The 20,196-nt window shown below is 67.2% G+C and carries 18 protein-coding genes; 2 read left to right on the plus strand and 16 right to left on the minus strand.

The genetic code is table 11. The features are described from left to right. Positions 1 to 94 precede the first annotated feature (94 nt). The gene (gene otsA, locus AC1DUN_RS02045; RefSeq protein WP_477712482.1) at positions 95 to 1,477 is read left to right on the plus strand and encodes an alpha,alpha-trehalose-phosphate synthase (UDP-forming); all 1,383 of its coding nucleotides are present in this window, start codon (positions 95 to 97) and stop codon (positions 1,475 to 1,477) included. On the opposite strand, the gene AC1DUN_RS02050 is transcribed toward otsA, so the two are convergent. The 9 genes from AC1DUN_RS02050 to cadR all read right to left on the minus strand — a co-directional run bounded on the left by AC1DUN_RS02050 (position 1,474) and on the right by cadR (position 10,888). Further along, positions 1,474 to 1,965 carry a thioesterase family protein gene (locus AC1DUN_RS02050; protein ID WP_477712483.1) on the minus strand — a complete coding sequence of 164 codons (492 nt, stop codon included), beginning with the start codon at positions 1,963 to 1,965 and terminating at the stop codon, positions 1,474 to 1,476. The genes otsA and AC1DUN_RS02050 overlap by 4 nt on opposite strands. Continuing rightward, positions 1,962 to 3,137 (minus strand): acyl-CoA dehydrogenase family protein, encoded by a 1,176-nt coding sequence (locus AC1DUN_RS02055; RefSeq protein ID WP_477712484.1) that lies wholly within the window; start codon positions 3,135 to 3,137, stop codon positions 1,962 to 1,964. Before AC1DUN_RS02055 ends, AC1DUN_RS02050 begins: the two co-directional genes overlap by 4 nt. Continuing rightward, positions 3,134 to 5,068, minus strand: a complete 1,935-nt coding sequence (locus AC1DUN_RS02060) for an acetyl/propionyl/methylcrotonyl-CoA carboxylase subunit alpha (protein WP_477713116.1) — start codon at positions 5,066 to 5,068, stop codon at positions 3,134 to 3,136. The genes AC1DUN_RS02055 and AC1DUN_RS02060 overlap by 4 nt, the downstream gene beginning before the upstream one ends. Before the next feature lie 5 nt (positions 5,069 to 5,073). Beyond that, positions 5,074 to 5,865 (minus strand): enoyl-CoA hydratase/isomerase family protein, encoded by a 792-nt coding sequence (locus AC1DUN_RS02065; protein ID WP_477712485.1) that lies wholly within the window; start codon positions 5,863 to 5,865, stop codon positions 5,074 to 5,076. Positions 5,866 to 5,869: 4 nt separating this feature from the next. After that, the gene (locus AC1DUN_RS02070; protein ID WP_477712486.1) at positions 5,870 to 7,048 is read right to left on the minus strand and encodes an acyl-CoA dehydrogenase family protein; all 1,179 of its coding nucleotides are present in this window, start codon (positions 7,046 to 7,048) and stop codon (positions 5,870 to 5,872) included. A 34-nt stretch (positions 7,049 to 7,082) separates the two neighbouring features. Further along, positions 7,083 to 8,696, minus strand: coding sequence for an acyl-CoA carboxylase subunit beta (locus AC1DUN_RS02075; protein ID WP_477712487.1), 1,614 nt, complete (start codon positions 8,694 to 8,696; stop codon positions 7,083 to 7,085). Then, positions 8,693 to 9,577 carry an SDR family oxidoreductase gene (locus AC1DUN_RS02080; RefSeq protein WP_477712488.1) on the minus strand — a complete coding sequence of 295 codons (885 nt, stop codon included), beginning with the start codon at positions 9,575 to 9,577 and terminating at the stop codon, positions 8,693 to 8,695. Before AC1DUN_RS02080 ends, AC1DUN_RS02075 begins: the two co-directional genes overlap by 4 nt. Before the next feature lie 2 nt (positions 9,578 to 9,579). Beyond that, entirely contained in the window at positions 9,580 to 10,296 is a 717-nt protein-coding gene (locus AC1DUN_RS02085) for a TetR/AcrR family transcriptional regulator (RefSeq protein ID WP_477712489.1), read from the minus strand. Positions 10,297 to 10,378: 82 nt separating this feature from the next. Beyond that, positions 10,379 to 10,888 carry a Cd(II)/Pb(II)-responsive transcriptional regulator gene (cadR, locus tag AC1DUN_RS02090; RefSeq protein WP_477712490.1) on the minus strand — a complete coding sequence of 170 codons (510 nt, stop codon included), beginning with the start codon at positions 10,886 to 10,888 and terminating at the stop codon, positions 10,379 to 10,381. A gap of 79 nt (positions 10,889 to 10,967) precedes the next feature. Between cadR and AC1DUN_RS02095 the strand changes: the two genes are divergently transcribed. After that, entirely contained in the window at positions 10,968 to 13,208 is a 2,241-nt protein-coding gene (locus tag AC1DUN_RS02095) for a heavy metal translocating P-type ATPase (protein ID WP_477712491.1), read from the plus strand. An 86-nt stretch (positions 13,209 to 13,294) separates the two neighbouring features. Here AC1DUN_RS02095 and AC1DUN_RS02100 read toward each other — a convergent pair whose 3' ends face one another. The 7 genes from AC1DUN_RS02100 to AC1DUN_RS02130 are packed head-to-tail and all read right to left on the minus strand — an operon-like array spanning position 13,295 to position 20,008. After that, positions 13,295 to 14,359 (minus strand): ABC transporter substrate-binding protein, encoded by a 1,065-nt coding sequence (locus AC1DUN_RS02100; RefSeq protein WP_477712492.1) that lies wholly within the window; start codon positions 14,357 to 14,359, stop codon positions 13,295 to 13,297. A 33-nt stretch (positions 14,360 to 14,392) separates the two neighbouring features. Next, positions 14,393 to 15,550 (minus strand): NAD(P)/FAD-dependent oxidoreductase, encoded by a 1,158-nt coding sequence (locus AC1DUN_RS02105; RefSeq protein ID WP_477712493.1) that lies wholly within the window; start codon positions 15,548 to 15,550, stop codon positions 14,393 to 14,395. Then, a complete protein-coding gene (locus tag AC1DUN_RS02110; RefSeq protein ID WP_477712494.1) occupies positions 15,547 to 16,929 on the minus strand; it encodes an FAD/NAD(P)-dependent oxidoreductase in 1,383 nt (460 codons plus the stop codon). The genes AC1DUN_RS02105 and AC1DUN_RS02110 overlap by 4 nt, the downstream gene beginning before the upstream one ends. Continuing rightward, positions 16,926 to 17,258 carry a (2Fe-2S)-binding protein gene (locus AC1DUN_RS02115; protein WP_477712495.1) on the minus strand — a complete coding sequence of 111 codons (333 nt, stop codon included), beginning with the start codon at positions 17,256 to 17,258 and terminating at the stop codon, positions 16,926 to 16,928. Before AC1DUN_RS02115 ends, AC1DUN_RS02110 begins: the two co-directional genes overlap by 4 nt. Next, positions 17,255 to 18,049 (minus strand): ABC transporter permease, encoded by a 795-nt coding sequence (locus tag AC1DUN_RS02120; RefSeq protein WP_477712496.1) that lies wholly within the window; start codon positions 18,047 to 18,049, stop codon positions 17,255 to 17,257. The genes AC1DUN_RS02115 and AC1DUN_RS02120 overlap by 4 nt, the downstream gene beginning before the upstream one ends. A gap of 10 nt (positions 18,050 to 18,059) precedes the next feature. Further along, on the minus strand, positions 18,060 to 18,941 hold the full coding sequence (locus AC1DUN_RS02125; RefSeq protein WP_477712497.1) for an ABC transporter permease: 882 nt from the start codon (positions 18,939 to 18,941) through the stop codon (positions 18,060 to 18,062). Beyond that, on the minus strand, positions 18,938 to 20,008 hold the full coding sequence (locus AC1DUN_RS02130) for an ABC transporter ATP-binding protein (protein ID WP_477712498.1): 1,071 nt from the start codon (positions 20,006 to 20,008) through the stop codon (positions 18,938 to 18,940). Before AC1DUN_RS02130 ends, AC1DUN_RS02125 begins: the two co-directional genes overlap by 4 nt. Positions 20,009 to 20,196 lie beyond the last annotated feature (188 nt).

Consider the following 20,196-nt stretch of genomic DNA (forward strand, 5'->3'; position numbering starts at 1 on the left):
CTTCGTGTAGCCCCTTCCCCCCTTCCAGGGGGCGGCGCCTGCGGCCCGGCAAAGCCGGTTCCGCGGCCCCTGCTGATCTGGAGGCTTGGGTGCCATGAGCCGGCTTGTGGTTGTTTCGAATCGCGTGGCGGATCCGCGCAAGGCCGCCGCCGGCGGCCTGGCCGTTGCGCTGGGCGATGCGCTGAGCGCCACGGGGGGGCTCTGGTTCGGCTGGAGCGGCAACGTCGTCGAAGGCGGCGCGCCGGGCGAAGGCGAGCTGCATCTGCAGCAGGCCGGCAACGTCAAGCTGGCCACGGTGGACCTGTCGGCCGAAGACCATGCCGGTTATTACCTGGGCTACAGCAACGGTGTGCTCTGGCCGGTGTTTCATTACCGGCTGGACCTGGCGCGTTTCGACACGGGCTTTATCGAGGCCTACCGCCGCGTGAACCGGCTGTTCGCGCACAAGCTGATGCCCCTGCTCAAGCCCGACGACATCATCTGGATCCACGACTACCACCTGATCCCCATGGCCGCCGAGCTGCGCGCCATGGGCTGCAACAACCGCATCGGTTTTTTCCTGCACATCCCGCTGCCGCCGCAGCAGATCCTGGCGGCCATTCCCCAGCACGAGTGGCTGATGCGCGCGCTGTTCGCCTACGACCTGGTGGGCTTCCAGAGCGAGAACGATTTGCTGCACTTCTCGCGCTATGTGCAGGCCGAAGCCGGCGCCGTGGCGCTGGGCGGCAACCGCTTCAGGGCCTTTCACCGCACCGTGCGCGCGGGTGCCTTTCCCATAGGCATAGACGTGGACGAATTCGCCGCGCTCACCCATGCGCAGGACGCGCGCGACATGTACGAGCGCATGAAAGAGGAGTATTCACGCCGCAAGCTGCTGCTGGGCGTGGAGCGGCTCGATTACTCCAAGGGCTTGCCGCAGCGCCTGAAGGCCTTTGAAGCCCTGCTGACGAAGTACCCCGAAAACATCCGCAGCGCCACCCTGATCCAGATCGCCGCGCCCAGCCGCGAAGACATGGGCACCTACACCGATCTGCTGCAGGAACTCGAAAGCCTGTGCGGCGCCACCAACGGCAATTTCGGCGAGCTCGACTGGATGCCGATACGCTACATCCACCGCAACGTGGCGCGCAAACGCCTGCCGGGCCTGTACCGCGTGGCCAGGGTCGCGCTGGTCACGCCGCTGCGCGACGGCATGAACCTGGTAGCCAAGGAATTCATCGCCGCCCAGGACCCGGCCGACCCCGGCGTGCTGGTGCTCTCGCGCTTCGCAGGCTCGGCCGAACAGCTAGAGGACGCACTGCTGGTGAATCCCTATGACATCGACGGCACGGCCGACACCATACAGCGCGCGCTGCAGATGCCGCTGGAGGAACGCCAGGCGCGGCACCAGAAGCTGCTCAAGAACATCCGTGAGCATGATGTGCATTGGTGGCGGAGGGAGTTTTTGAATGCGTTAGGTTTTGAAGGGCCAGCCTAGGAAACGATGTAGGCACCGGCACCTGTCGAAAACAGCTTGCCGTCGGCCCCCAGAAACTCCATGCGCGTGCTCGCCACGCGCGATCCCAGCCGCATCACCTCCGCCCGCAATTCAAAGTACTCACTGATCCCCGGCCGCAAATAGTCGATGCGCAAATCTATGGTGCCCAGCTTGGTGAAACGGTGCAGGCGCTGCAGCGGCGCCTCGTCCATGTGGCGTGCGCCTATGGCCGCCATCACCGCCAGCCCGCCCATGGCGTCCAGCCCGGCGCTGATCACGCCGCCGTGTATGCGGTTGTGGGCATAGTGGCCTATCAGTTCGTTGCGCATGTCTATGCGGGCCGTGACCCGTTCAGCCGTCACCGAGGTAATCTTGAGCCCCAGCAGCTTGTTAAAAACGATTTTTTCCTCGAACAGGTCTTTCAGGCCGGCGACGAACTCCGGCTCGAACTCAATCGTGCCTGCGGGGGTGGGCTGTGTTTTGCTCATAGTCCCCATTGTCGTGCAGCGAGGTCCTTCATGATGTCCTCGGCGCCGCCGCCTATCATCATGACCTTGACCTCGCGGTAAATGCGTTCGCTTTTGGTGCCGCGCATATAACCCATGCCGCCCAGGATCTGCACCGCCTGGTCGGCGCAGAACTGCATGGTTTGTGTGGCGTGGTTCTTCAAGAGGCAGACCTGGGCCACCCAGTCAGGGTTGCCTGAGACCTCATCGCCCGCATCGGCGCGCAGCGCCAGCGCATCGGCCCAGGCGCGGGTGGAAGCGATGCCCATCTGCATGTCCACCAGCTTGTGGCGCACCGCCTGGCGCTCGACCAGGGCCGCGCCAAAAGTCTTGCGCTGGCGCGCCCAGTCCAGGGCCTCGTCATAACAGGCTTGGGCAAAACCCAGCGCGGCCACGGCCAGCGCCAGGCGTTCGCCGTTGAAGTTGCCCATGACCATGCGAAAGCCCGCGCCTTCCTCGCCGATCCGATAGCGGGCCGGCACACGCACATTGTCAAAGCGCAGCTGCGCCGTGTCCGAACACCACCAGCCCATTTTTTGCAAAGGGCTGCGCGACAGGCCCGCCGTATCACCCGGCACCACCAGCAGGGTAATACCGGCGGGGCCTTTGGCCTCACCAGTGCGCACGGCTACGGTCAGGAAGTCGGCGCGCATGCCCGAGGTGATAAAAACTTTTTCGCCGTCGATCACATAGTCGCCGCCGTCGCGCCGCGCGGTGGTGCGCAGCGCGGCCACATCCGAGCCGCCGCCGGGTTCGGTAATCGCCAGGGCGGCGATTTTTTTTCCGCGCAGCACAGGTGTGATGACTTCCCGCTGCAGCGCCGGGCTGCCATGGCGCAGCACGGGCGGCAAGGCAATGTTGTGGGAGAACAGGCTGGCCATGACACCGCCGCTGCCGCCATAACGGCACAGCGCCAGCGTGACCGCATTGCGCAGCCGCCAGGAGGCCGGTGTGCCGCCCAGCGCCTCGGGATAGCCCAGGCCCAGCAATCCGAGGTCGGCCACCTGCGTGTAAAGCCCGCGCGGAAACTCGCCGGCTTCGTCCCATGCCGTGGCATGCGGTGCGATTTCGCGCTCGGCAAAGCGCCGTACAGCGTCGGCCATGGCGGTGATCGCTTCCTCGTCTTCGCCGTGGACGGCGTAAGGCGCGCTCATGCTTCAAACCTCAGCAAGACCTGGCCAGTCGCGGCCTGCTGGCCGGCCTCCACCATCACGGCCGCCAGCACCGCGTCATGCGGGGCGTTGATCGCGTGTTCAAGTTTCATGGACTCGATCACCAGCAGGGTGTCGCCGCGCCGCACGGCCTGGCCGGGCGCGGCATGCACCGTGATGACCTTGCCGTTAAAGGGCGCGCGCAACTCCTGCAAGGCTGCCGCGCCGCCCGGGGCTGCGGTGTCAAAGCTCGCGTCCTCCAGGAACAGGTCGACACCGTCCGCCTGCACGTGCCAGCGCCTGGCAGCCTGTCCCACGGCGCCCTGAAGGCGCACGGCCGCCGCGCGTTGCTGCGTTTCACCCATGCGCAGCAGGGTTGTATCGCCAGGCTCCATGGCCAGCGCCAGCTGCAGCATCCGGCCGCCGGCCTCGACCTCGAAACGCCCCCGGCCCTGCTCGCGCACGCGCAGGTCCAGCAACTCGCCGCGATGCCGCAGCCTGAGCGGTTTGGGGAAGGGGCAGGGCAAATCGGAAACGGCCCCGTGGAAAAGCGCCGCCAGCCCCAGCGGCACCATCGCCTTCGTTTGTTCCTTTTGCAGCGCCTCCCGCAAACCGGCACCCTGCTCGGCCAGAAAAGGAATCAGCGCATCGCCGGCACCAAACACCGGATGCGCCAGGCAGCGGGCCAAAAGGGCCCGGTTGGTCGGCAGGCCCAGCACTTCGGTGCGGCCCAGCGCCGCGACAAGCTTGTCCACGGCCTCACCCCGCGTCGCGGCATGCGCCACCAGCTTGCCCAGCATGGAGTCATAGTGCGGCGTTACCACCAGGCCTTCAAACAGCGCATGGTCAAAGCGTATGCCGCCGGGTTCGCGAAAACGCTGGACCGTGCCCGCATGCGGCCTGAAGTCTTCATCCTCGGCGCACAGCCGCACCTCAATGGCATGGCCGGTAAACACCACCTCGTCCTGCGCCAGCGGCAAGGCCTCGCCCCGCGCAACGCGCAGCTGCCATTCGACCAGGTCCAGCCCGGTCACCGCCTCGGTCACCGGATGCTCCACCTGCAGGCGCGTGTTCATTTCCATCAGGAAGAACTCCGAGCCCTCAACCAGAAACTCCACCGTCCCGGCGCCCACATAAGCCGCCGCCTGGGCCAGCGCCACAGCAGCGCCGCACATGCGCGCGCGCAGGGCCGCGTCGACGGCGGGGCTTGGTGTTTCCTCAATGAGCTTCTGGTGGCGCCGCTGCACCGAGCAATCGCGCTCACCCAGGTGGATGCAGCGGCCGTGTGCGTCGGCAAACACCTGCACCTCGACATGGCGCGGGTTGCGCAAGGCTTTTTCGATCAACAGCTCTTCGCTGCCGAAGGCCGAGGCGGCCTCCGAGCGCGCGCTGTGCAAAGCCGCCCGCAAGTCCCCGGCGGCCTCCACCAGCCGCATGCCGCGCCCGCCGCCGCCCGCTGCGGCCTTGACCATGACGGGATAGCCGATGCGGCCGGCCTCGGCCTCAAAGCGCGCATCCGACTGGTCCGCTCCCTGGTAGCCGGGCAGGCAGGGCACGCCTTGCGCCTGCGCCAGCTGCTTGGCGGCCGACTTGCTGCCCAGTTGCCGTATCGCGGCCGGCGGCGGCCCGACCCAGGTGAGTCCCGCCGCGATCACCACTTCGGCAAAGGCCGCGTTCTCGCTGAGAAAACCGTAGCCGGGATGCACCGCGTCGGCACCGCAGGCCCGCGCCGCGGCGATGAGTTTGTCGATGCGCAAATAGCTATCGGCCGAGCTGTCCCCACCCAGCGCACAGGCCGTACCGGCCTCGCGCACATGCAGGGCGCCGGCATCGGCGTCCGAATACACGGCCACCGTGTTGATGCCCATGGCATGGGCCGTGCGAATGACGCGGCGGGCAATCTCGCCGCGGTTGGCCACCAGCAGGCGTGTGATGCTTGTCATAGGCTCCAGCCGGGTGTGGCCTTGCTTGAAAAAGCCCGCAGGCCTTCGGCGGCTTCGGCGCCGCGCAGGCTGCCGGCAAACAGCACGGCCGCCTGGTCCAGCACGCCGGGCAAGCCCTGGCCCTGCGATGCCGCCAGCAGTTCCTTGGTCGCTGCCAGCGCGCGCGGCCCGGCCTGGCCCAGGCGGGCCAGCACCGCCTGCAAGGCCGCGGGCAGCTCGTCGGCCGCATGCACCTCGTCCACCAGGCCCAGTTGCAGCGCTTCCCACGCCGTCCACTTGCGGCCGGTGAGCAGGCACTGGCGCGCCGCCCGGTCGCCCAGGCGCCTGAGCACAAAGGGTGCGATCTGCGCGGGCACCACGCCCAGCGTGACCTCGGGCGCGGCCAGCACCGCGCGGTAGCTGGCCAGCACAAAGTCGGCGCAGCACACCAGGCCCAGGCCGCCGCCCATGGCGGACCCGTTGACGACAGCCACCAGCACCTGCGGCAGGTCGCACAGGGATTGCAGCAGCGCGCCAAAACGCCGGTTCATCGCCGCCAGCGGGTCGGGCGCGCCCGGCGGCAACGCCTGGCCTAGGGCCTCGGCAAAACCGCCCAGGCTGCCGCCCGCGCAAAATGCCCCGCCGGCGCCGGCCAGCACGACAAAACGCAGCGAGCTGTCTTGCGCCGCGCGTTCGCAGGCGGCCTGCAGGTCCCGCACCAGCGCATCGCTCAAGGCATTGCGCGTGGCGGGATCGTTCAGGGTCCAGGTCTCGGTAGCGCCCTGGCGCACCACATCCAGCAGGGCCATAAGCTCAGGCCGCTTTCTTGGCGGACTTGGCCAGGCCCATGATCCTGGCGATGATGCCCATCATGACTTCGTCGGCGCCGCCGCCTATGGAAGCCAGCCGGCCGTCGCGGAACATGCGCGCCACCTTGTTCTCCCAGGTGTAGCCCATGCCGCCCCAGAACTGTAAACAGGTGTCGGGCACCAGGCGGTTGAGCCGCCCGGCCTTGAGCTTGGCCATGGACGCGAGTTCGGTCACGTCCTGGCCCTGCACATAGAGTTCGCAGGCACGGTAGGTCATGGCGCGCAGGCTTTCAACCTCGGTCTTCATCTCGGCCAGCTTGAACTGCACCCATTGCTGGTCGGCCAGCGCTGCGCCGAAGAGCTGGCGCTCATGCGCCCACTCCACCGTCCATTCAATGCAGTTGGAAAGCGACTGTATGCAGCTGGCCGCGCACCAGAGGCGCTCCTCCTGGAACTGCATCATCTGGTAGACAAAACCCGAGCCTTCGCTGCCTATCAGGTAACGCTGCGGCACGCGCACCTCGTCAAAGTAGATCAGGCCGGTGTCGGACGAATTCATGCCGATCTTCTTGATCTTCTTGGCCGCTTCAATGCCCTTGCGCAGTTGGCCGTTCTCGCGCATGGGCACCATCACCAGGCTTTTGTTCTTGTGCGCGGGGCCCTCGCCGGTATTGACCAGCATGCACATCCAGTCGGCCTGCAGGCTGTTGGTGATCCACATCTTCTGGCCGCTGATCACATAGTCGCCGCCGTCCTTGCGCGCCCGGCTTTTGATGGAGGCCACGTCGCTGCCCGCGCCGGGCTCGCTCACACCTATGCAGCCCACGGTGTCGCCGGCAATCGCGGGCGCCAGGAACTCGCGCTTGAGCTCGTCACTGCCGAAGCGCGCCAGCGCCGGCGTGCACATGTCGGTCTGCACGCCTATGGCCATGGGAACGCCGCCGCAGTCTATATGGCCCAGCGCCTCGGCCATGGCCATGCCGTAGGAGTAATCCAGGCCGGCACCGCCAAACGCCTCGGGTTTGGTCAGGCCCAGCAGGCCCAGGTTTCCGAGTTTCTTGAAAACCTCGTGCGCGGGAAATATCTCGGCCGCCTCCCAGTCATCGACATGCGGATTGATCTCGGCATCTATAAAACGTTTGAGGGTTTTCTGGATTTCCAGGTGTTCGTGGCTGTATTGCATGCTTGTCTCCGTTTCTTTTTTTGTTTCGCGCGGCCTACATGCGCGCAACGCCGAACTGCATGGACCTGGGTTGCCGCGCCTCGGCCTGGGCACAGATGTCCAGGCATTGCGCCAGCACGGCGCGCGTGTCGCGCGGGTCTATCACGCCGTCGTCCAGCACCAGGCCCGAGGTGTAAAACACATCGGCCTGGGCTTCGAACATGGCGACGATCTTGTCGTACTGGGCCTGCGACTGGGCCGGGTCGGGCGCGATGCCCTTGCGCGCCAGCGCCGCCTCGCCCACGATCTGCATGGTGCGCGCGGCCTGCTCGCCGCCCATCACCGCCGTTTTGGCGCTGGGCCAGCTGAAGAGAAAGCGCGGCGCGTAGCCACGGCCGCACATGCCGTAGTTGCCCGCGCCGAAGGACGCGCCGCACTGGAGGGTGATCTGCGGCACCGTGGCGTTGGTGACCGCCTGGATCATCTTGGAGCCGTGCTTGATCATGCCGGCCTGCTCGCTTTCCTTGCCCACCATATAGCCCGTGGTGTTCTGCAGGTAGAGGATGGGGTGGCCCAGCTGGCACATCAGCTGGATGAAGTGCGTGGCCTTGTTGGCGCCGGCCACGTCGATGGGGCCGTTGTTGCTGAGGATGCCCACGGCATGACCGCCCAGGGACGCCTGCACGCAGACCGTGGCCGCGCCGTAAAGCGCCTTGAAGGGCAAAAAATCCGAACCGTCGACCAGCCGCGCGATCACTTCGTGCATGTCCAGCGGCTGGCGCAGGTCGTCGGGCACCAGGCCCAGCAACTCTTCAGCCGGGTACAGCGGGTCCGGTGCCTTGTCCCTGGCGGCGGCCTGCGCCCACCCGGTGCGCGCCACGACTTCGCGCGCCAGGCCCAGCGCCTCGCGATCGTCTTCAGCCAGTTGCTCGCCCAGGCCAGACACCGCGCTGTGCATCAGCGCGCCGCCCAGCTCCTCTTCCGTTGCTACTTCGCCGGTTGCCGCCATCAGCAGCGGCGGCCCGGCCAGGAAGGCGCGCGAACGGTTGCGCACCATGATGACCACGTCGCTCAGGCCCGGCATGTAGGCACCGCCGGCCGTGCCCGAGCCGTGCTGCACGGTGATGACGGGAATGCCGGCCGCCGACAGGCGCGCCAGGTTGCGGAACAGCGCGCCGCCCTGCACAAAACCCTCGACCCGGTAGCGCATGAGGTTGGCACCCGCGCTTTCCACCAGGTGCACAAAAGGCAGCTTGCCCTGCAGGGCGATCTCCTGCACGCGCAGGATTTTTTCCAGGCCCATGGCTTGCACGGCGCCGGCTTCTATGCCCGAATCGCTGGCCACCACCATGCAGCGCACGCCACTGACAAAACCGATGCCGGCCACCACGCCGCCGCCTGGCACGGACTGGGTGGCGTCCTTGTTGTCCTGCAGATAGCCCGCCAGAGAACACAGCGGCAGCCAGGGCGCGCCGGCGTCCAGCAGCAGCGCCACGCGTTCGCGCGGCAAGAGCTGGCCGCGCTTGTCGAAGGCGGGCCGCGACTTCGCCGAAGCGGCGGCGCTGCGTTCTTCAAGCGCGCGCAGCGTGTCTATCCGCGCCAGCATGGCGTCCCGCCGCTGCAAGGCCTGCGGCGACTGCGCATTCCACGCGGACTGGAACAGCGTCATGGCTGAAAGACTTTCGGTGTTTCGGCCAGGTGAAAGCCGTCAAAGGGCTTGATGGCATCGCGCTGAAGCGCCTGGGCATCGGGCCGCTGCATGGGCCAGCCCATGCGCACCTGCGGTCTGGCGCCGTCAACGCGCAGCGTGCTCCCGCTGATGAAATTGGCGGCCTCGCTGAGCAAAAACACCACGGCGGCCGAGGTTTCGCTTTCGGTGCCAAAGCGGCCCAGCGGCACGGTGTTTCGCATCTCGCGCAGCATGGGGCCGGCCTCAGGCGGGTAGTGGTCCATGCCGCTGGAGGCGATATAACCCGGCGCCACCGCGTTCACGCGCACGCCGCTTTTGGCCCACTCGGCCGCGGCGGTTTCGGTGAAGCTCACCATGCCGGCGCGCGCCGCGCCGCTATGGCCCATGCTGGGCATGGAGCCCCACATGTCGGCCACGATGTTGACGATGCTGCCGCCCTTATCCTGCATGGCCTGCAGGTAACACTCGCGCGCCATCAGGAAGCCGCCCGTGAGGTTGGTGTTGATGACGGCCTCCCAGCCCTTGGCGCTGATGGCTTCCAGCGGCGTGATGTACTGGCCGCCGGCATTGTTGACCAGGCCGTCGATACGGCCCTGGGCCACCACGATGGCGGTGATGGTGGTCTTGACGGCTTCTTCCTGGCGTATGTCGCAGGGGTGAAAGCTGACCCGCCCGCCCTGCGCCACGATTTCGCCGGCGACGGCGTGCAGCTTGTCGATCTTGCGGCCTATCAGCACCACATGCGCGCCCAGCGCGGCGAGCTCGTGCGCGATGCAGCGCCCTATGCCCGAACCGCCGCCGGTGACAACGATGACCTGGCCGGCAAACAGGCCAGGCCGGAAAACGGATTGGTAGCCCATGCCTAAGCCTTTGAGAGTTTGCCCTGCGCGGGAGTGTGGATAAAAAGCGCCATGGCCGCGTCGGTGAGGTCGTCCAGCGTGGCGGACTGCCTGGGGTCAAACCACTGCACCGACCAGTTCAGCGCGCCGAACATCAGGAGGCGCGCCAGCTTCACCGGGCCCTTGAGCTGCCCCGCCCGGGCCAGCGCCTGCAGCACGGGCTCCCAGACGGCTTCATAGTCGCCTTGCAGCTTGGTCAGCACGGCGCGCTGGCGGGCCGTGATGGAACGCGATTCATAGAGCATCACCGGGATGAAGTCGCTGCCGGGGCCCAGCAGCACACCGAAGTGGTTGCGCACCAGCAGCCGCAGCAGCGCCGGGGCGTCGCCGTCGGGCAGCCCGGCCGATTGCAGCGCCTGGGCCTGGCGCTGCAGCGCCGAGCGCATGCCCTCCTCCATCACCGCATGGAGCAGCGCGCCCTTGCTTTTGAAATGGTAGAAGGGCGAACCGCTGTGCATGCCGACGGCGGCCGCGATGTCGCGCGTGCTGGTGGCGTCAAAGCCTTTTTTGCGGAACAGCCGGGCGGCGGCCGTGATGAGCTCGAGCCGGCGGTTGCCGTCGTCACGCTCGTCCAGGGTTTTGCGCGGGCGGCCGCGCGGGCGCTTTTCAGCGGCGGCAGGCGTTTTTGAAGGGAGAGGGGCGCGTGCGACGGTACGCGAACGCGCGGCGGGTTTGTCCATGAGGACGGACCATAGCAAAATCCGCTATTTTTAGCAAGCAAGCGCTTTGTAAAAATACCGCAGGCCGGCTTTCCTCACCAGGTCACTTGTGTGAACCACCCGCCTTGCCGCCGGCCGGCACGCCCACCTGCGGGTGCGCGCCGTGGATGTGCGCCGCGTGGCCGCGTTCGGCCGGCGCGCGGTTCCGGCTTTGCTGCAGCGCGGCTTTTTCCAGGCCGCTGAGGATGCCGCAGTCACCGGCGGCCTGGCCGCTGGCGCATTGCTCGCGCAGCAGCTTGAGGTCTTTTTCCAGCGCCTTGAGCTCGCGTATGCGCGTGGCGACGTGGTGGATGTGTTCATCAAGCAAGGTGTTGACGTCGCTGCAGCTGCCGGCGGGCGCGTCCTTGAAGTTCAGCAGCGTGCGGATCTCGGCCAGCGTCATGTCCAGCGAGCGGCAGTGGCGTATGAAGGCCAGGCGCTGCACATGGCTTTCGTCGTAGATGCGGTAGTTCGAGCCGGTGCGCGCCGCTTCGGGCAGCAAGCCCTCACGCTCGTAATAGCGTATGGTTTCCGTCTGGGTTTGCGCGGTTTTGGCCAGTTCCCCGATTTTCATGGCGACCTCCTTCAATACCGTCCCACACGGCGTCAGGGTCACTTGACTCTAAGGCCGCTACAGGGTTTCCAATTAAGCCATGAAATCTGAAAAACACCTTGTTTCCACCCTGGATGCCCCTACCGGCAACTGCTGCGGCGGCACCCATGCCGCACATGCCCCGGCCCCCATGGCGGCCGGTGCCGCGGGCCGGCTATTTCGCATCGCCACCATGGACTGCAGCGCCGAGGAATCGGACATACGCCGCGCGCTGGAGCCCATCGCCGGCATACGCTCGCTGGGCTTCCAGCTGGGTGCGCGCACGCTGCGCATAGACGCCGGCGAGGAAGCTTACGCGCCTGCCCTGGACGCGATCCGCAAAGCGGGCTTTGACCCGCAGCCGGCCCAGTCCACCGCCTCGCAAGCGGGCAGCCATGAAGGCCATGACCACGGCCATGCGCACAGCCATGGCAGCCCCTTTGGCGGCGCGACCCGCCTGGTCGCGGCCCTGGTGCTGGCCGCGGGCGCCGAGGCCCAGTCGTTTTTTGCCCCTGATTTGCTGGCCTGGAAAATCGCCGGCATGGCGGTAGCCGCCCTGGCCATTGCCCTGGCCGGCCTGGACACCTACAAAAAAGGCATGGCCGCCCTGCTGCGCGGCAAGCTCAACATCAACGCGCTGATGTCAGTGGCCGTCACCGGCGCCTTCCTGATAGGGCAATGGCCGGAAGCCGCGATGGTGATGGCGCTCTATGCCATTGCCGAGCTGATCGAAGCGCGCGCGGTGGACCGCGCCCGCAACGCCATCAAGGGCCTGCTGGACATGGCGCCCGAAGAGGCGCTGATGCAAGGGGAGGACGGCACGTGGACTGTCACGCCGGTGGCCGCCGTGCCGCTGCAGGCTGTGCTGCGCATACGCCCTGGCGAGCGTGTGCCGCTGGACGGCGTGGTCACCCAGGGCAGCAGCGCCATCAACCAGGCGCCCATCACCGGCGAAAGCATTCCCGTCGACAAGGAAATCGGCGACGCGGTGTTTGCCGGCACCATCAATGAAACCGGCGAAATCAGCATCCGCGTCACCGCGGCGGCCGGCAACACCACGCTGGCGCGCATCATCCATGCCGTCGAGCAGGCCCAGGGCAGCCGCGCGCCCACGCAACGTTTTGTCGATCGCTTTGCAGCCGTTTACACACCCGCGGTGTTTGCCATCGCCGTCGCGGTCGCCGTGCTGATGCCGCTGCTCGCGGCCTCAAGCTGGCAGGAGTCGCTCTACAAGGCGCTCGTGCTGCTGGTGATTGCCTGTCCCTGCGCGCTGGTGATTTCCACGCCGGTCACCGTCGTGAGCGGCCTGTCGGCCGCCGCGCGGCGCGGCATCCTGGTCAAGGGCGGCACCTATCTTGAGCAGGCGCGCCTGCTCAAGGCCGTCGCGCTCGACAAGACCGGCACCATCACCGAAGGCAAACCGCAACTCGTGGACTGGCGCGCCTGGGGCAGCGCCGGCCCCGCGAACCTCACGCAGCTGGCCGCCGGCATGGCCGCGCGCTCCGACCACCCGGTGTCCAAAGCCATCGCGGCCGGCTTGAAGAGCGAAGCCGCCGATGTGCAGGACTTCAAGGCCCTGCCGGGGCGCGGCACCTCGGGTGCGGCCGGCGGCCGGCGCCTGGTGCTGGGCAACCACCGCCTGGTCCATGAAATGGGTTTGTGCGGTGTGGAACTCGAAGCTGAACTGGCCCACCACGAACAGCAGGGCCGCAGCGTGACCCTGCTGGCCGACGAAAGCCGCGTGCTGGCGCTGTTCGCGGTGGCCGACACCCTCAAACAAAGCTCGCGCCAGGCGATTGCCGAGCTCAAGGCCCTGGGCGTCACGCCCGTGATGCTGACCGGCGACAACAGCGCCACGGCGCGCGCGATTGCGGCCCAGGCCGGCATCGAAGACGCCCGCGGCGACGTGCTGCCCGAAGCCAAGCTGGAGGCGATTCGCGAGATGCAGCAGCGCTACGGCGCCACCGGCATGGCGGGCGATGGCATCAACGATGCGCCCGCGCTGGCCCAGGCCGACATCGGCTTTGCCATGGGCGGCGCCGGCGCCGACACCGCCATGGAAGCGGCCGACGTGGTCATCATGAACGACAAGCTGGAGCGCGTGGCCGAAACCGTGCGCCTGTCACAACGCACGCACGCCATCCTGTGGCAGAACATCAGCCTGGCGCTGGGCATCAAAAGCATCTTCCTGGTCCTGGCCGTCTTCGGCACGGCCACCATGTGGATGGCGGTATTTGCCGACATGGGCGCCAGCCTGCTGGTGGTGGGCAACGGCTTGCGGCTGCTACGCCAGCGGGTTTAAAAAAGAGGCGCCCAAAGAAAAACCCGAAGCGGCAAGTCGCTTCGGGTTTTTTTCACCTGCGAAGCAGGCGGGTGCGGGCTGAAATCTCAGCGCTCGACCGTCTTGTTCCAGCGCGCGTTCCAGGCCGGGCGGTTTTCATTGATCGCGTCCCAGTCGACCGTGGTCGCGGTCTTCATGTACTCGTTCATCTGCGCCACCAGCGCGCCGGCCTTGCCACTCGATTTGGTCTTGGGGTTGGACGGGATCTGGTCGCCGAACTCCAGCGCTGCCGCCTGTGCTTCAGGCGAGAGCAGGTACTGGGCCAGCTTGTGGGCCAGCGCGGGTTCGCTGTTCTTGGCGATCACACATTCACCGACGGTCAGCACGGCCGAGCCTTCCTTGGGCTGCACGTATTCCACGGGAACGCCCTTGTCCTTGAGCACGCCGACGGCCGTGGGCGTGAGCGGGAACATCGCGGCCTCGCCGGTCTGCACCATTTCAGCGAGCTTGGCCGAGCTCGGGATGTACTCCAGCACGTTGGGGCCGATGGTGGTGGGCCAGGCCTTGAAGCCGGGCTCCACGTTCTTGTCGTTGCCGCCCTGGATGCGGTTGAACAGCAGGAAGCCGTGCAGGCCGAAGGTCGACGAAGACAGCGACTGGAACACCACCTTGCCCTTGTACTTGGGGTTGGCCATGTCCATCCACGAGGTGGGCGGCGCCCAGCCTTTTTCAGTGAACATCTTCTTGTTGTAGGCGATGCCGGTCATGCCGATGTTGACGCCGGCGGCCATGTCGCCCTTGAAGCGCGCGGTGGGGAACAAATCGTTCAGCACGGGGCTGGCCTGCATTTTTTCGCACAGGCCCATGCCGATGGCGCGGTACATGAGGCCGTCGTCCAGGAACATCACATGCATCTGCGGGTTGTCCTTGTTGGCCTGGGCCTTGGCCAGGATGTCCGAGGAGGTGCCGGGCACGACCACGACCTTGACGTTGTTGGCTTTCTCGAAGGCGCCGAACACATGCTCGGTATAGGTTTTTTCCATGGTGCCGCCGTTCATGCCTATGTACAGCGTCTTGGTCTGGGCCATGGCGTTGCCGCCGGCCAGGCCGGCAAGAACGGCAAGCGACACGGCGGTGGCGCGGGCGGTCGGGAATCGCGGGAAGATGTTCATGGAAAGCTCCTGGTGGCGTGGGTGAAGAAAAAACTAGACAACAGTGAAAGAGGCAGGCCCGGTGGTTGCCGCACGCGGGCTGGCGGAAAAACGTTGAATCGAAAAAGCGTCTATCGGCGTGGCGCTGCGGCCTTCGCAGACCAGGTCGGCCAGCACCGCGCCAACCCCCGGCCCCAGCTGGAAGCCGCCGCCGGCAAAACCGAATGCATGAATCAGGCCTGGTGTGGTGGCGCTGGGGCCCAGCACCGGCAGGCGGTCCGGCAGGTAGCCTTCTGTGCCGCTCCAGGTGCGGATGATGTGGGCGTTCTTCAGCGCCGGCAGCAGCTCGACGGTCTGCTGCATCAGGCCGGCCAGGCCGCTGCGCTGCACGCGGGCGCGCTGGTCGTCCAGCGCATAACCGCGGCCGCCGCCTATGACGCAGTTGCCGCGCGCCACCTGGCGGGCGTAGACGCCGCCGCCTTCCACGCCCAGGCTCAGGTCCATGAAGACGGGCAGCGGCTCGGTCACCGCCATCTCGGGATGGCCGGATTCCATGGGCACGGTCTCGCCGAATTGCGCGGCGATGCGGTCCGCCCAGGCGCCGGCGCAGTTCAGCAGATGTTTGGCGCGCACTTCCAGCGCATCGCCCGAGCGCAGCACAAAAACCTCCCCGTCGCGCGCGACCTCGTCCACACGGGTCTGCTCGCGGATGTGGGCGCCCAGCCTGTGCGCGGCCAGCGCGAAGGCCGGCGACACCAGGCGCGGGTTGGCCTGGCCGTCGCCTGGGCACAGCGAGGCGCCGACGGCGGCCCGGCCCAGCCAGGGGCAGCGCTCACGCAGGGCGCGCGTGGACAGCATGCGCAAATCCATGCCGAATTCCTGGGTGCGCTCGCGGTAGCTTTCCAGCGAAGCCAGGTCGGCCTCGCTGCGCGCGATCTTCAGGTGGCCGGACTGGATGTATTCGCCGTCCGTGCCTATCAGCTCGGGCAGGCGCGCCCACAGGCCTTGCGCGCGCTGCGACAGCGGCAGCTGGCTGGCCGGCCGGCCCTGGCGGCGCACGCCGCCGTAGTTCACGCCGCTGGAGCGCGAGCCGCAAAGGTCGCGCTCGAGCAGGACCACCGTAAAACCCATGCGGCGCAAAAACAGCGCGGCCGACGCGCCCATGATGCCGCCGCCCACAATCGCCACGTCAGCCGTGATGCGCTCCATCATGCGGCCTCCTGCCTGGGCGCCGGCGCGGCCATGGCCGAAAACGGCAAGGGCTTGATCGGTGACTGGCCGCGCAGGCGGCCCACGGCACCGGGCTGTACGGCGCAAGCCTGCGCAAGAATCTCGGCGGCCGCGACGCCGCAGCTGCGGCCCTGGCAGCGGCCCATGCCGACGCGCGTCAGCGCCTTGAGGCGATTCATCTCGCGCGCGCCGGTGTCGGCCACGCAGCGGCGCAATTGCCCCGCCGTGATTTCCTCGCAGCGGCACACCACCAGCTCGTTGGGCGCGGCCGCGGCCCAGCCATCCGGAAAAGGAAAGGCGCGCTCCAGCCCCCGGCGAAACGCGGCGACGCGCGCCAGGCGCTGCTCCAGCCACAAGGCGCGCGAGTTGTCCATCAGCTGCCCGGTGTCGGCCAGCAAGGCCAGTGCCGCGCGCTCGCCGGCCCACTCCGCCGCATCGGCGCCCATGATGCCGGCGCCGTCGCCGGCGAGGTAAACGCCGGCCACGCTGGAACGCCCGGCCGCGTCGCGCTCGGGCAGCGCGCCGCGCTGCAGGTCGTCATAGGCAAAGCGGCAGCCCAGCAGGTCGGCCAGCTGCGTCTCGGAGCGCAGCGCGTAGCCGAAGCCCACGGCGTCGCAGGCGATGCGGTATTCGCGGCCGGCCTTGCGCCAGTGCATGGCCTGCACACGTTCGCCGCCCTCGGCAGCGGCCAGCTCCACCCCCTGGTGCACCGCGACACCATGCGCGCGCAGCCAGCCCAGGTAGTACATGCCCTTGGCCAGCAGCGCCGGCTGGCGCAGCATGGCCGGCATGGCGGCGACCTTACCCGCGAAGCTGGCAGTGTCGAGCACCGCCGCGACCTTGGCGCCGGCCTTGGCATATTGGTAGGCGATCAGGTACAGCAGCGGCCCGGTGCCGGCAAAGACCACACGCGAGCCGATGGCGCAGCCCTGGAACTTGAGCGCCACCTGAGCGGCGCCCAGCGTGTAGACGCCGGGCAGTGTCCAGCCCGGAAAGGGCAGCACGCGGTCCGTCGCGCCGGTGGCGACGATGAGGTGGCTGTAGGGCAAGGTGCTCATGGCGCCCTGGTGCAACAGGTCCAGCTTGCCGCCTTCGGCGCTCCAGACCAGGGTGTCGGGCCGGTAGTCGACCTTGTCCAGGATGGCCGCCATCGCGCCGTGCAGCGCATGGGCGCGCCCGGCCTCAAAACCATACAGCGCCTCTTTGGGCCGCGTGAAACCCTCGGGCGGCTGGCGGTAGATCTGCCCGCCCCAGCGCGGTGCTTCGTCCACCACCACCGGCCGCAGGCCGTACGCCACCAGGGCCTGGGCCGCACGCACACCGGCCGGGCCGGCGCCCACAATGACGGGCCGCACGCTCATGCCAGGCCCTCCGCGCCGGTCACCAGCCGCATGCCTTCTTCGATGAAGGTGCCGCAGGCGCGCAGGCGCTTGCCCGACTCGGTGGCGACCCAGCAGTCCTGGCAGGCGCCCATCAGGCAAAAGCCGGCGCGCGGCTCGCCGCTGAATTCACTGAAACGCAGCCGCGCGCTGTGTGTGAGCACTGCCGTCAGCACCGTGTCGCCGGCCAGCGCCGTCAAGGGCTGGCCGTTGAGCACAAAGCCCACGGGCTTGCGCCCGCCTTCGGCCACGCGCTGCAGCAAGGCCCTGGGTTTCCCGGCGGCGCCGGGGGTTTCGTCGGATGGCGTCATTTGTGTCCCACCAGAATCTTGTCAAGGCCGTAGATGCGGTCCAGCACCAGCATGGCCACCGCGGTCAGCGCCACCATGAGCGCGGAGACCGCCGCCATCAGCGGGTCTATGGACTCGGTCGCGTACATATACATGCGCACCGGCAGCGTCACGGTGGAAGGCGCGGTGACGAAGATGGACATGGTCACCTCGTCAAAGCTGTTGATAAAGGCCAGCAGCCAGCCGCCGGTGACGCCGGGCAAAATCATGGGCAGCGTGACGCGGGTGAACACCGTGGCCTGGCTGGCACCCAGCGAGAGGGCCGCCTGCTCGGCGCTGCGGTCGCTGCCCTCCACCGAGGCCAGCACCAGGCGCAGCACATAGGGCGTGATGATGACCACGTGCGCCAGCGCCAGCCAGAAGAAGCTGCCGGTCGCGCCTATCAACGAGAAGGTGCGCAGCAGCGCCACACCCAGCACCAGGTGCGGAATGATGAGCGGCGAGAGGAACAGGCCGTTGAGGAAATCACGGCCGGGGAAAGTATGGCGCGCGATCGCCAGGCCGGCCGGCACGGCCAGCACCGTCGCCAGCGTGGCCGAAATCGAAGCCAGCCAGAGGCTGTTCTTGAAGGACTGCACAAAATCCGAATGCGCGAACACCGCGCGGAACCAGCGCAGGGAAAACTCCGTGGTCGGGATGGCCAGCGTGTTGCCGGGCGTGAAGGCCACCACGCAGACAATGACCAGCGGCGCCAGCATGAAAGTGATGACCAGCGCGTTGAAAAGCAGCGCAAGGGGACCGTTTTTGGACATGCTGTGCTCCTTATCCCAATGACTTTTTATAGGAGCGTTCCAAAACGCGGTTGTAGCTCAGCATGATGGCCAGGTTGGCCAGCAGCAGGGTCAGCGCAATCGCCGCGCCCAGCGGCCAGTTGAGCTCGTGCAGGTACTCGTCATAGACCACGGTGGCCACCATCTTCAGGCGCCGCCCGCCCAGCAGGCCCGGAATCGCGAAAGCGCTGGCGCTCAGGCCGAAAACGATCAGGCTGCCCGAGAGCACACCCGGCAGCACCTGCGGAAAAATGATGCGGCGCAAGGTGGTGAAGTGCGAGGCCTGCAGCGACAGCGCCGCGTCTTCCACGCCCGGGTCCAGCTTTTGCAGCGAGGTCCAGACCGGGATCACCATAAAGGGCAGCATCACGTGCACCAGCGCGATGACCACGGCCGCTTCGGTGTAGAGGATGCGCATGGACGGCAGGCCGACGGCACGCATGAGCTGGTTGACCACGCCCTCGGGGCCCAGCAGCATGCTCCAGCCGAAGGCACGCACCACCACCGAGACCAGCAGCGGCGCCAGCACCACCAGCAGCAAAATCGAGCGCCAGGGGCTGCGCATGCGGCTCAGCACATAGGCCTCGGGCGCGCCCACCAGCACGCAGATCAGCGTGGTCAGCGCCGAAATCCACAGCGTGCGCCAGAAGATGCCGTGGTAATAGTCGTCCGTCAGCACGGCGGCGTAATGCGCCAGCGTGAAGCTGTTCTTGACGCCGGTGGCGTGGTCGAAGACCTGGAAGGACAGCACGGCGGTGAGCGCCAGCGGCACCAGCAGCAGGCAAGCGAACAGCGTGAAGGCCGGCGCCGACAGCAGCCAGGGCGCGCGCGAGGCGCTTGCCCGGGGCGCAGCAGCCGCGGCGGCGCCGCTCATGCCGGCACCCCTTGCGCGCCGGGTAGCAGGCGCACCTGTTGCGCGGCCCAGTCCAGGCCCACGTTGGCGCCCTCTTCGGCCGGCGCCGTGCCGTCGTTGGGGCAGACCACGGCGAGCTGTCCGGCGGCCGTGGACACCTGGTAAAGCCACTGGCTGCCCAGGAAGAAGCGCTCCTTGACCGTGCCGCCTATGCGGCCCTGGGCCTCGTGCACCAGGCGGATTTTTTCGGGGCGCAGGCTCAGCACCACCGCATCGCCCTGCGACACGCCGGCGGCCTCGACTTCGACCGGCACATTGCCGCCCACATTGACCGTGGCCCAGGGGCCGGCTGCGGCGACGCGGCCTTCGAGCAAATTGGCCTTGCCGACAAAGTTCGAAATAAAGCGGGTCTGCGGGTGTTCATAGAGCCGGTGCGGCTGGTCGATCTGCGTGACGCGGCCGGCTTCCATGACGACCACACGGTCGCTGATGGACATGGCCTCGGTCTGGTCGTGCGTGACCATGATGGTGGTAGTGCCGACCTTGCGCTGGATCTGCCGCAGCTCGAACTGCATTTCCTCGCGCAGCTTGGCGTCCAGGTTGGACAGCGGCTCGTCGAGCAGCAACACGGGCGGCTGAATCACCAGGGCGCGCGCCAAGGCCACACGCTGGCGCTGCCCGCCCGAGAGCTCGCGCGGGTAGCGGCCGGCGTGCCCCTCCAGGTGCACCAGGGCCAGCGCGGCCTTCACGCGTTCGGCGCGCTCTTCCTTGGCCACGCGGCGCATCTCCAGACCGAAGCTCACGTTGTCGTAGACGCTCATGTGCGGGAACAGCGCGTAACTCTGGAAAACAATGCCCAGGCCGCGCGAATTGGGTTTGGCATGGGTGATGTCGCGGCCGTCCAGCGTGACCCGGCCGGACGTGACCTCGCAAAAGCCCGCGATCATCTGCAAGGTGGTGGTCTTGCCGCAGCCCGAGGGGCCCAGCAGCGAGACAAATTCGCCCTTGTCCACCGACAGGTTCATGTCGGCCACGGCACGCGTCGCGCCATAGGACTTGTTCACATTTGCCAGAGTCAAAAAGGACATGGGGAGCACCTCTGCAACAAGGGGGTGGCCAGCGCCGCACGTACCAAACGACGTACAAAACGGTGACACCTTGATGACTTCATGCTAGGGCATGTACGAAAAAATCGTCAATAGGTTATTCCGTATAGAGATATCTTTATTTGATTTATTCCGTTTAATGGAATTTCTATACACTTATGCCAATACTG

It is taken from the genome of Polaromonas sp. P4_F6, assembly GCF_056401275.1.

Coding starts and splice junctions, on each gene's coding strand:
- AC1DUN_RS02050 (WP_477712483.1), bottom strand. CDS start 1,965: ATGAGCAAAACACAGCCCACCCCCGCAGGCACGATTGAGTTCGAGCCG.
- otsA (WP_477712482.1), top strand. CDS start 95: ATGAGCCGGCTTGTGGTTGTTTCGAATCGCGTGGCGGATCCGCGCAAG.
- AC1DUN_RS02110 (WP_477712494.1), bottom strand. CDS start 16,929: ATGAGCGTGCGGCCCGTCATTGTGGGCGCCGGCCCGGCCGGTGTGCGT.
- AC1DUN_RS02055 (WP_477712484.1), bottom strand. CDS start 3,137: ATGAGCGCGCCTTACGCCGTCCACGGCGAAGACGAGGAAGCGATCACC.
- AC1DUN_RS02125 (WP_477712497.1), bottom strand. CDS start 18,941: ATGAGCGGCGCCGCCGCGGCTGCTGCGCCCCGGGCAAGCGCCTCGCGC.
- AC1DUN_RS02130 (WP_477712498.1), bottom strand. CDS start 20,008: ATGTCCTTTTTGACTCTGGCAAATGTGAACAAGTCCTATGGCGCGACG.
- AC1DUN_RS02075 (WP_477712487.1), bottom strand. CDS start 8,696: ATGACGCTGTTCCAGTCCGCGTGGAATGCGCAGTCGCCGCAGGCCTTG.
- AC1DUN_RS02095 (WP_477712491.1), top strand. CDS start 10,968: ATGAAATCTGAAAAACACCTTGTTTCCACCCTGGATGCCCCTACCGGC.
- AC1DUN_RS02085 (WP_477712489.1), bottom strand. CDS start 10,296: ATGGACAAACCCGCCGCGCGTTCGCGTACCGTCGCACGCGCCCCTCTC.
- cadR (WP_477712490.1), bottom strand. CDS start 10,888: ATGAAAATCGGGGAACTGGCCAAAACCGCGCAAACCCAGACGGAAACC.
- AC1DUN_RS02080 (WP_477712488.1), bottom strand. CDS start 9,577: ATGGGCTACCAATCCGTTTTCCGGCCTGGCCTGTTTGCCGGCCAGGTC.
- AC1DUN_RS02065 (WP_477712485.1), bottom strand. CDS start 5,865: ATGGCCCTGCTGGATGTGGTGCGCCAGGGCGCTACCGAGACCTGGACC.
- AC1DUN_RS02120 (WP_477712496.1), bottom strand. CDS start 18,049: ATGTCCAAAAACGGTCCCCTTGCGCTGCTTTTCAACGCGCTGGTCATC.
- AC1DUN_RS02115 (WP_477712495.1), bottom strand. CDS start 17,258: ATGACGCCATCCGACGAAACCCCCGGCGCCGCCGGGAAACCCAGGGCC.
- AC1DUN_RS02100 (WP_477712492.1), bottom strand. CDS start 14,359: ATGAACATCTTCCCGCGATTCCCGACCGCCCGCGCCACCGCCGTGTCG.
- AC1DUN_RS02105 (WP_477712493.1), bottom strand. CDS start 15,550: ATGATGGAGCGCATCACGGCTGACGTGGCGATTGTGGGCGGCGGCATC.
- AC1DUN_RS02070 (WP_477712486.1), bottom strand. CDS start 7,048: ATGCAATACAGCCACGAACACCTGGAAATCCAGAAAACCCTCAAACGT.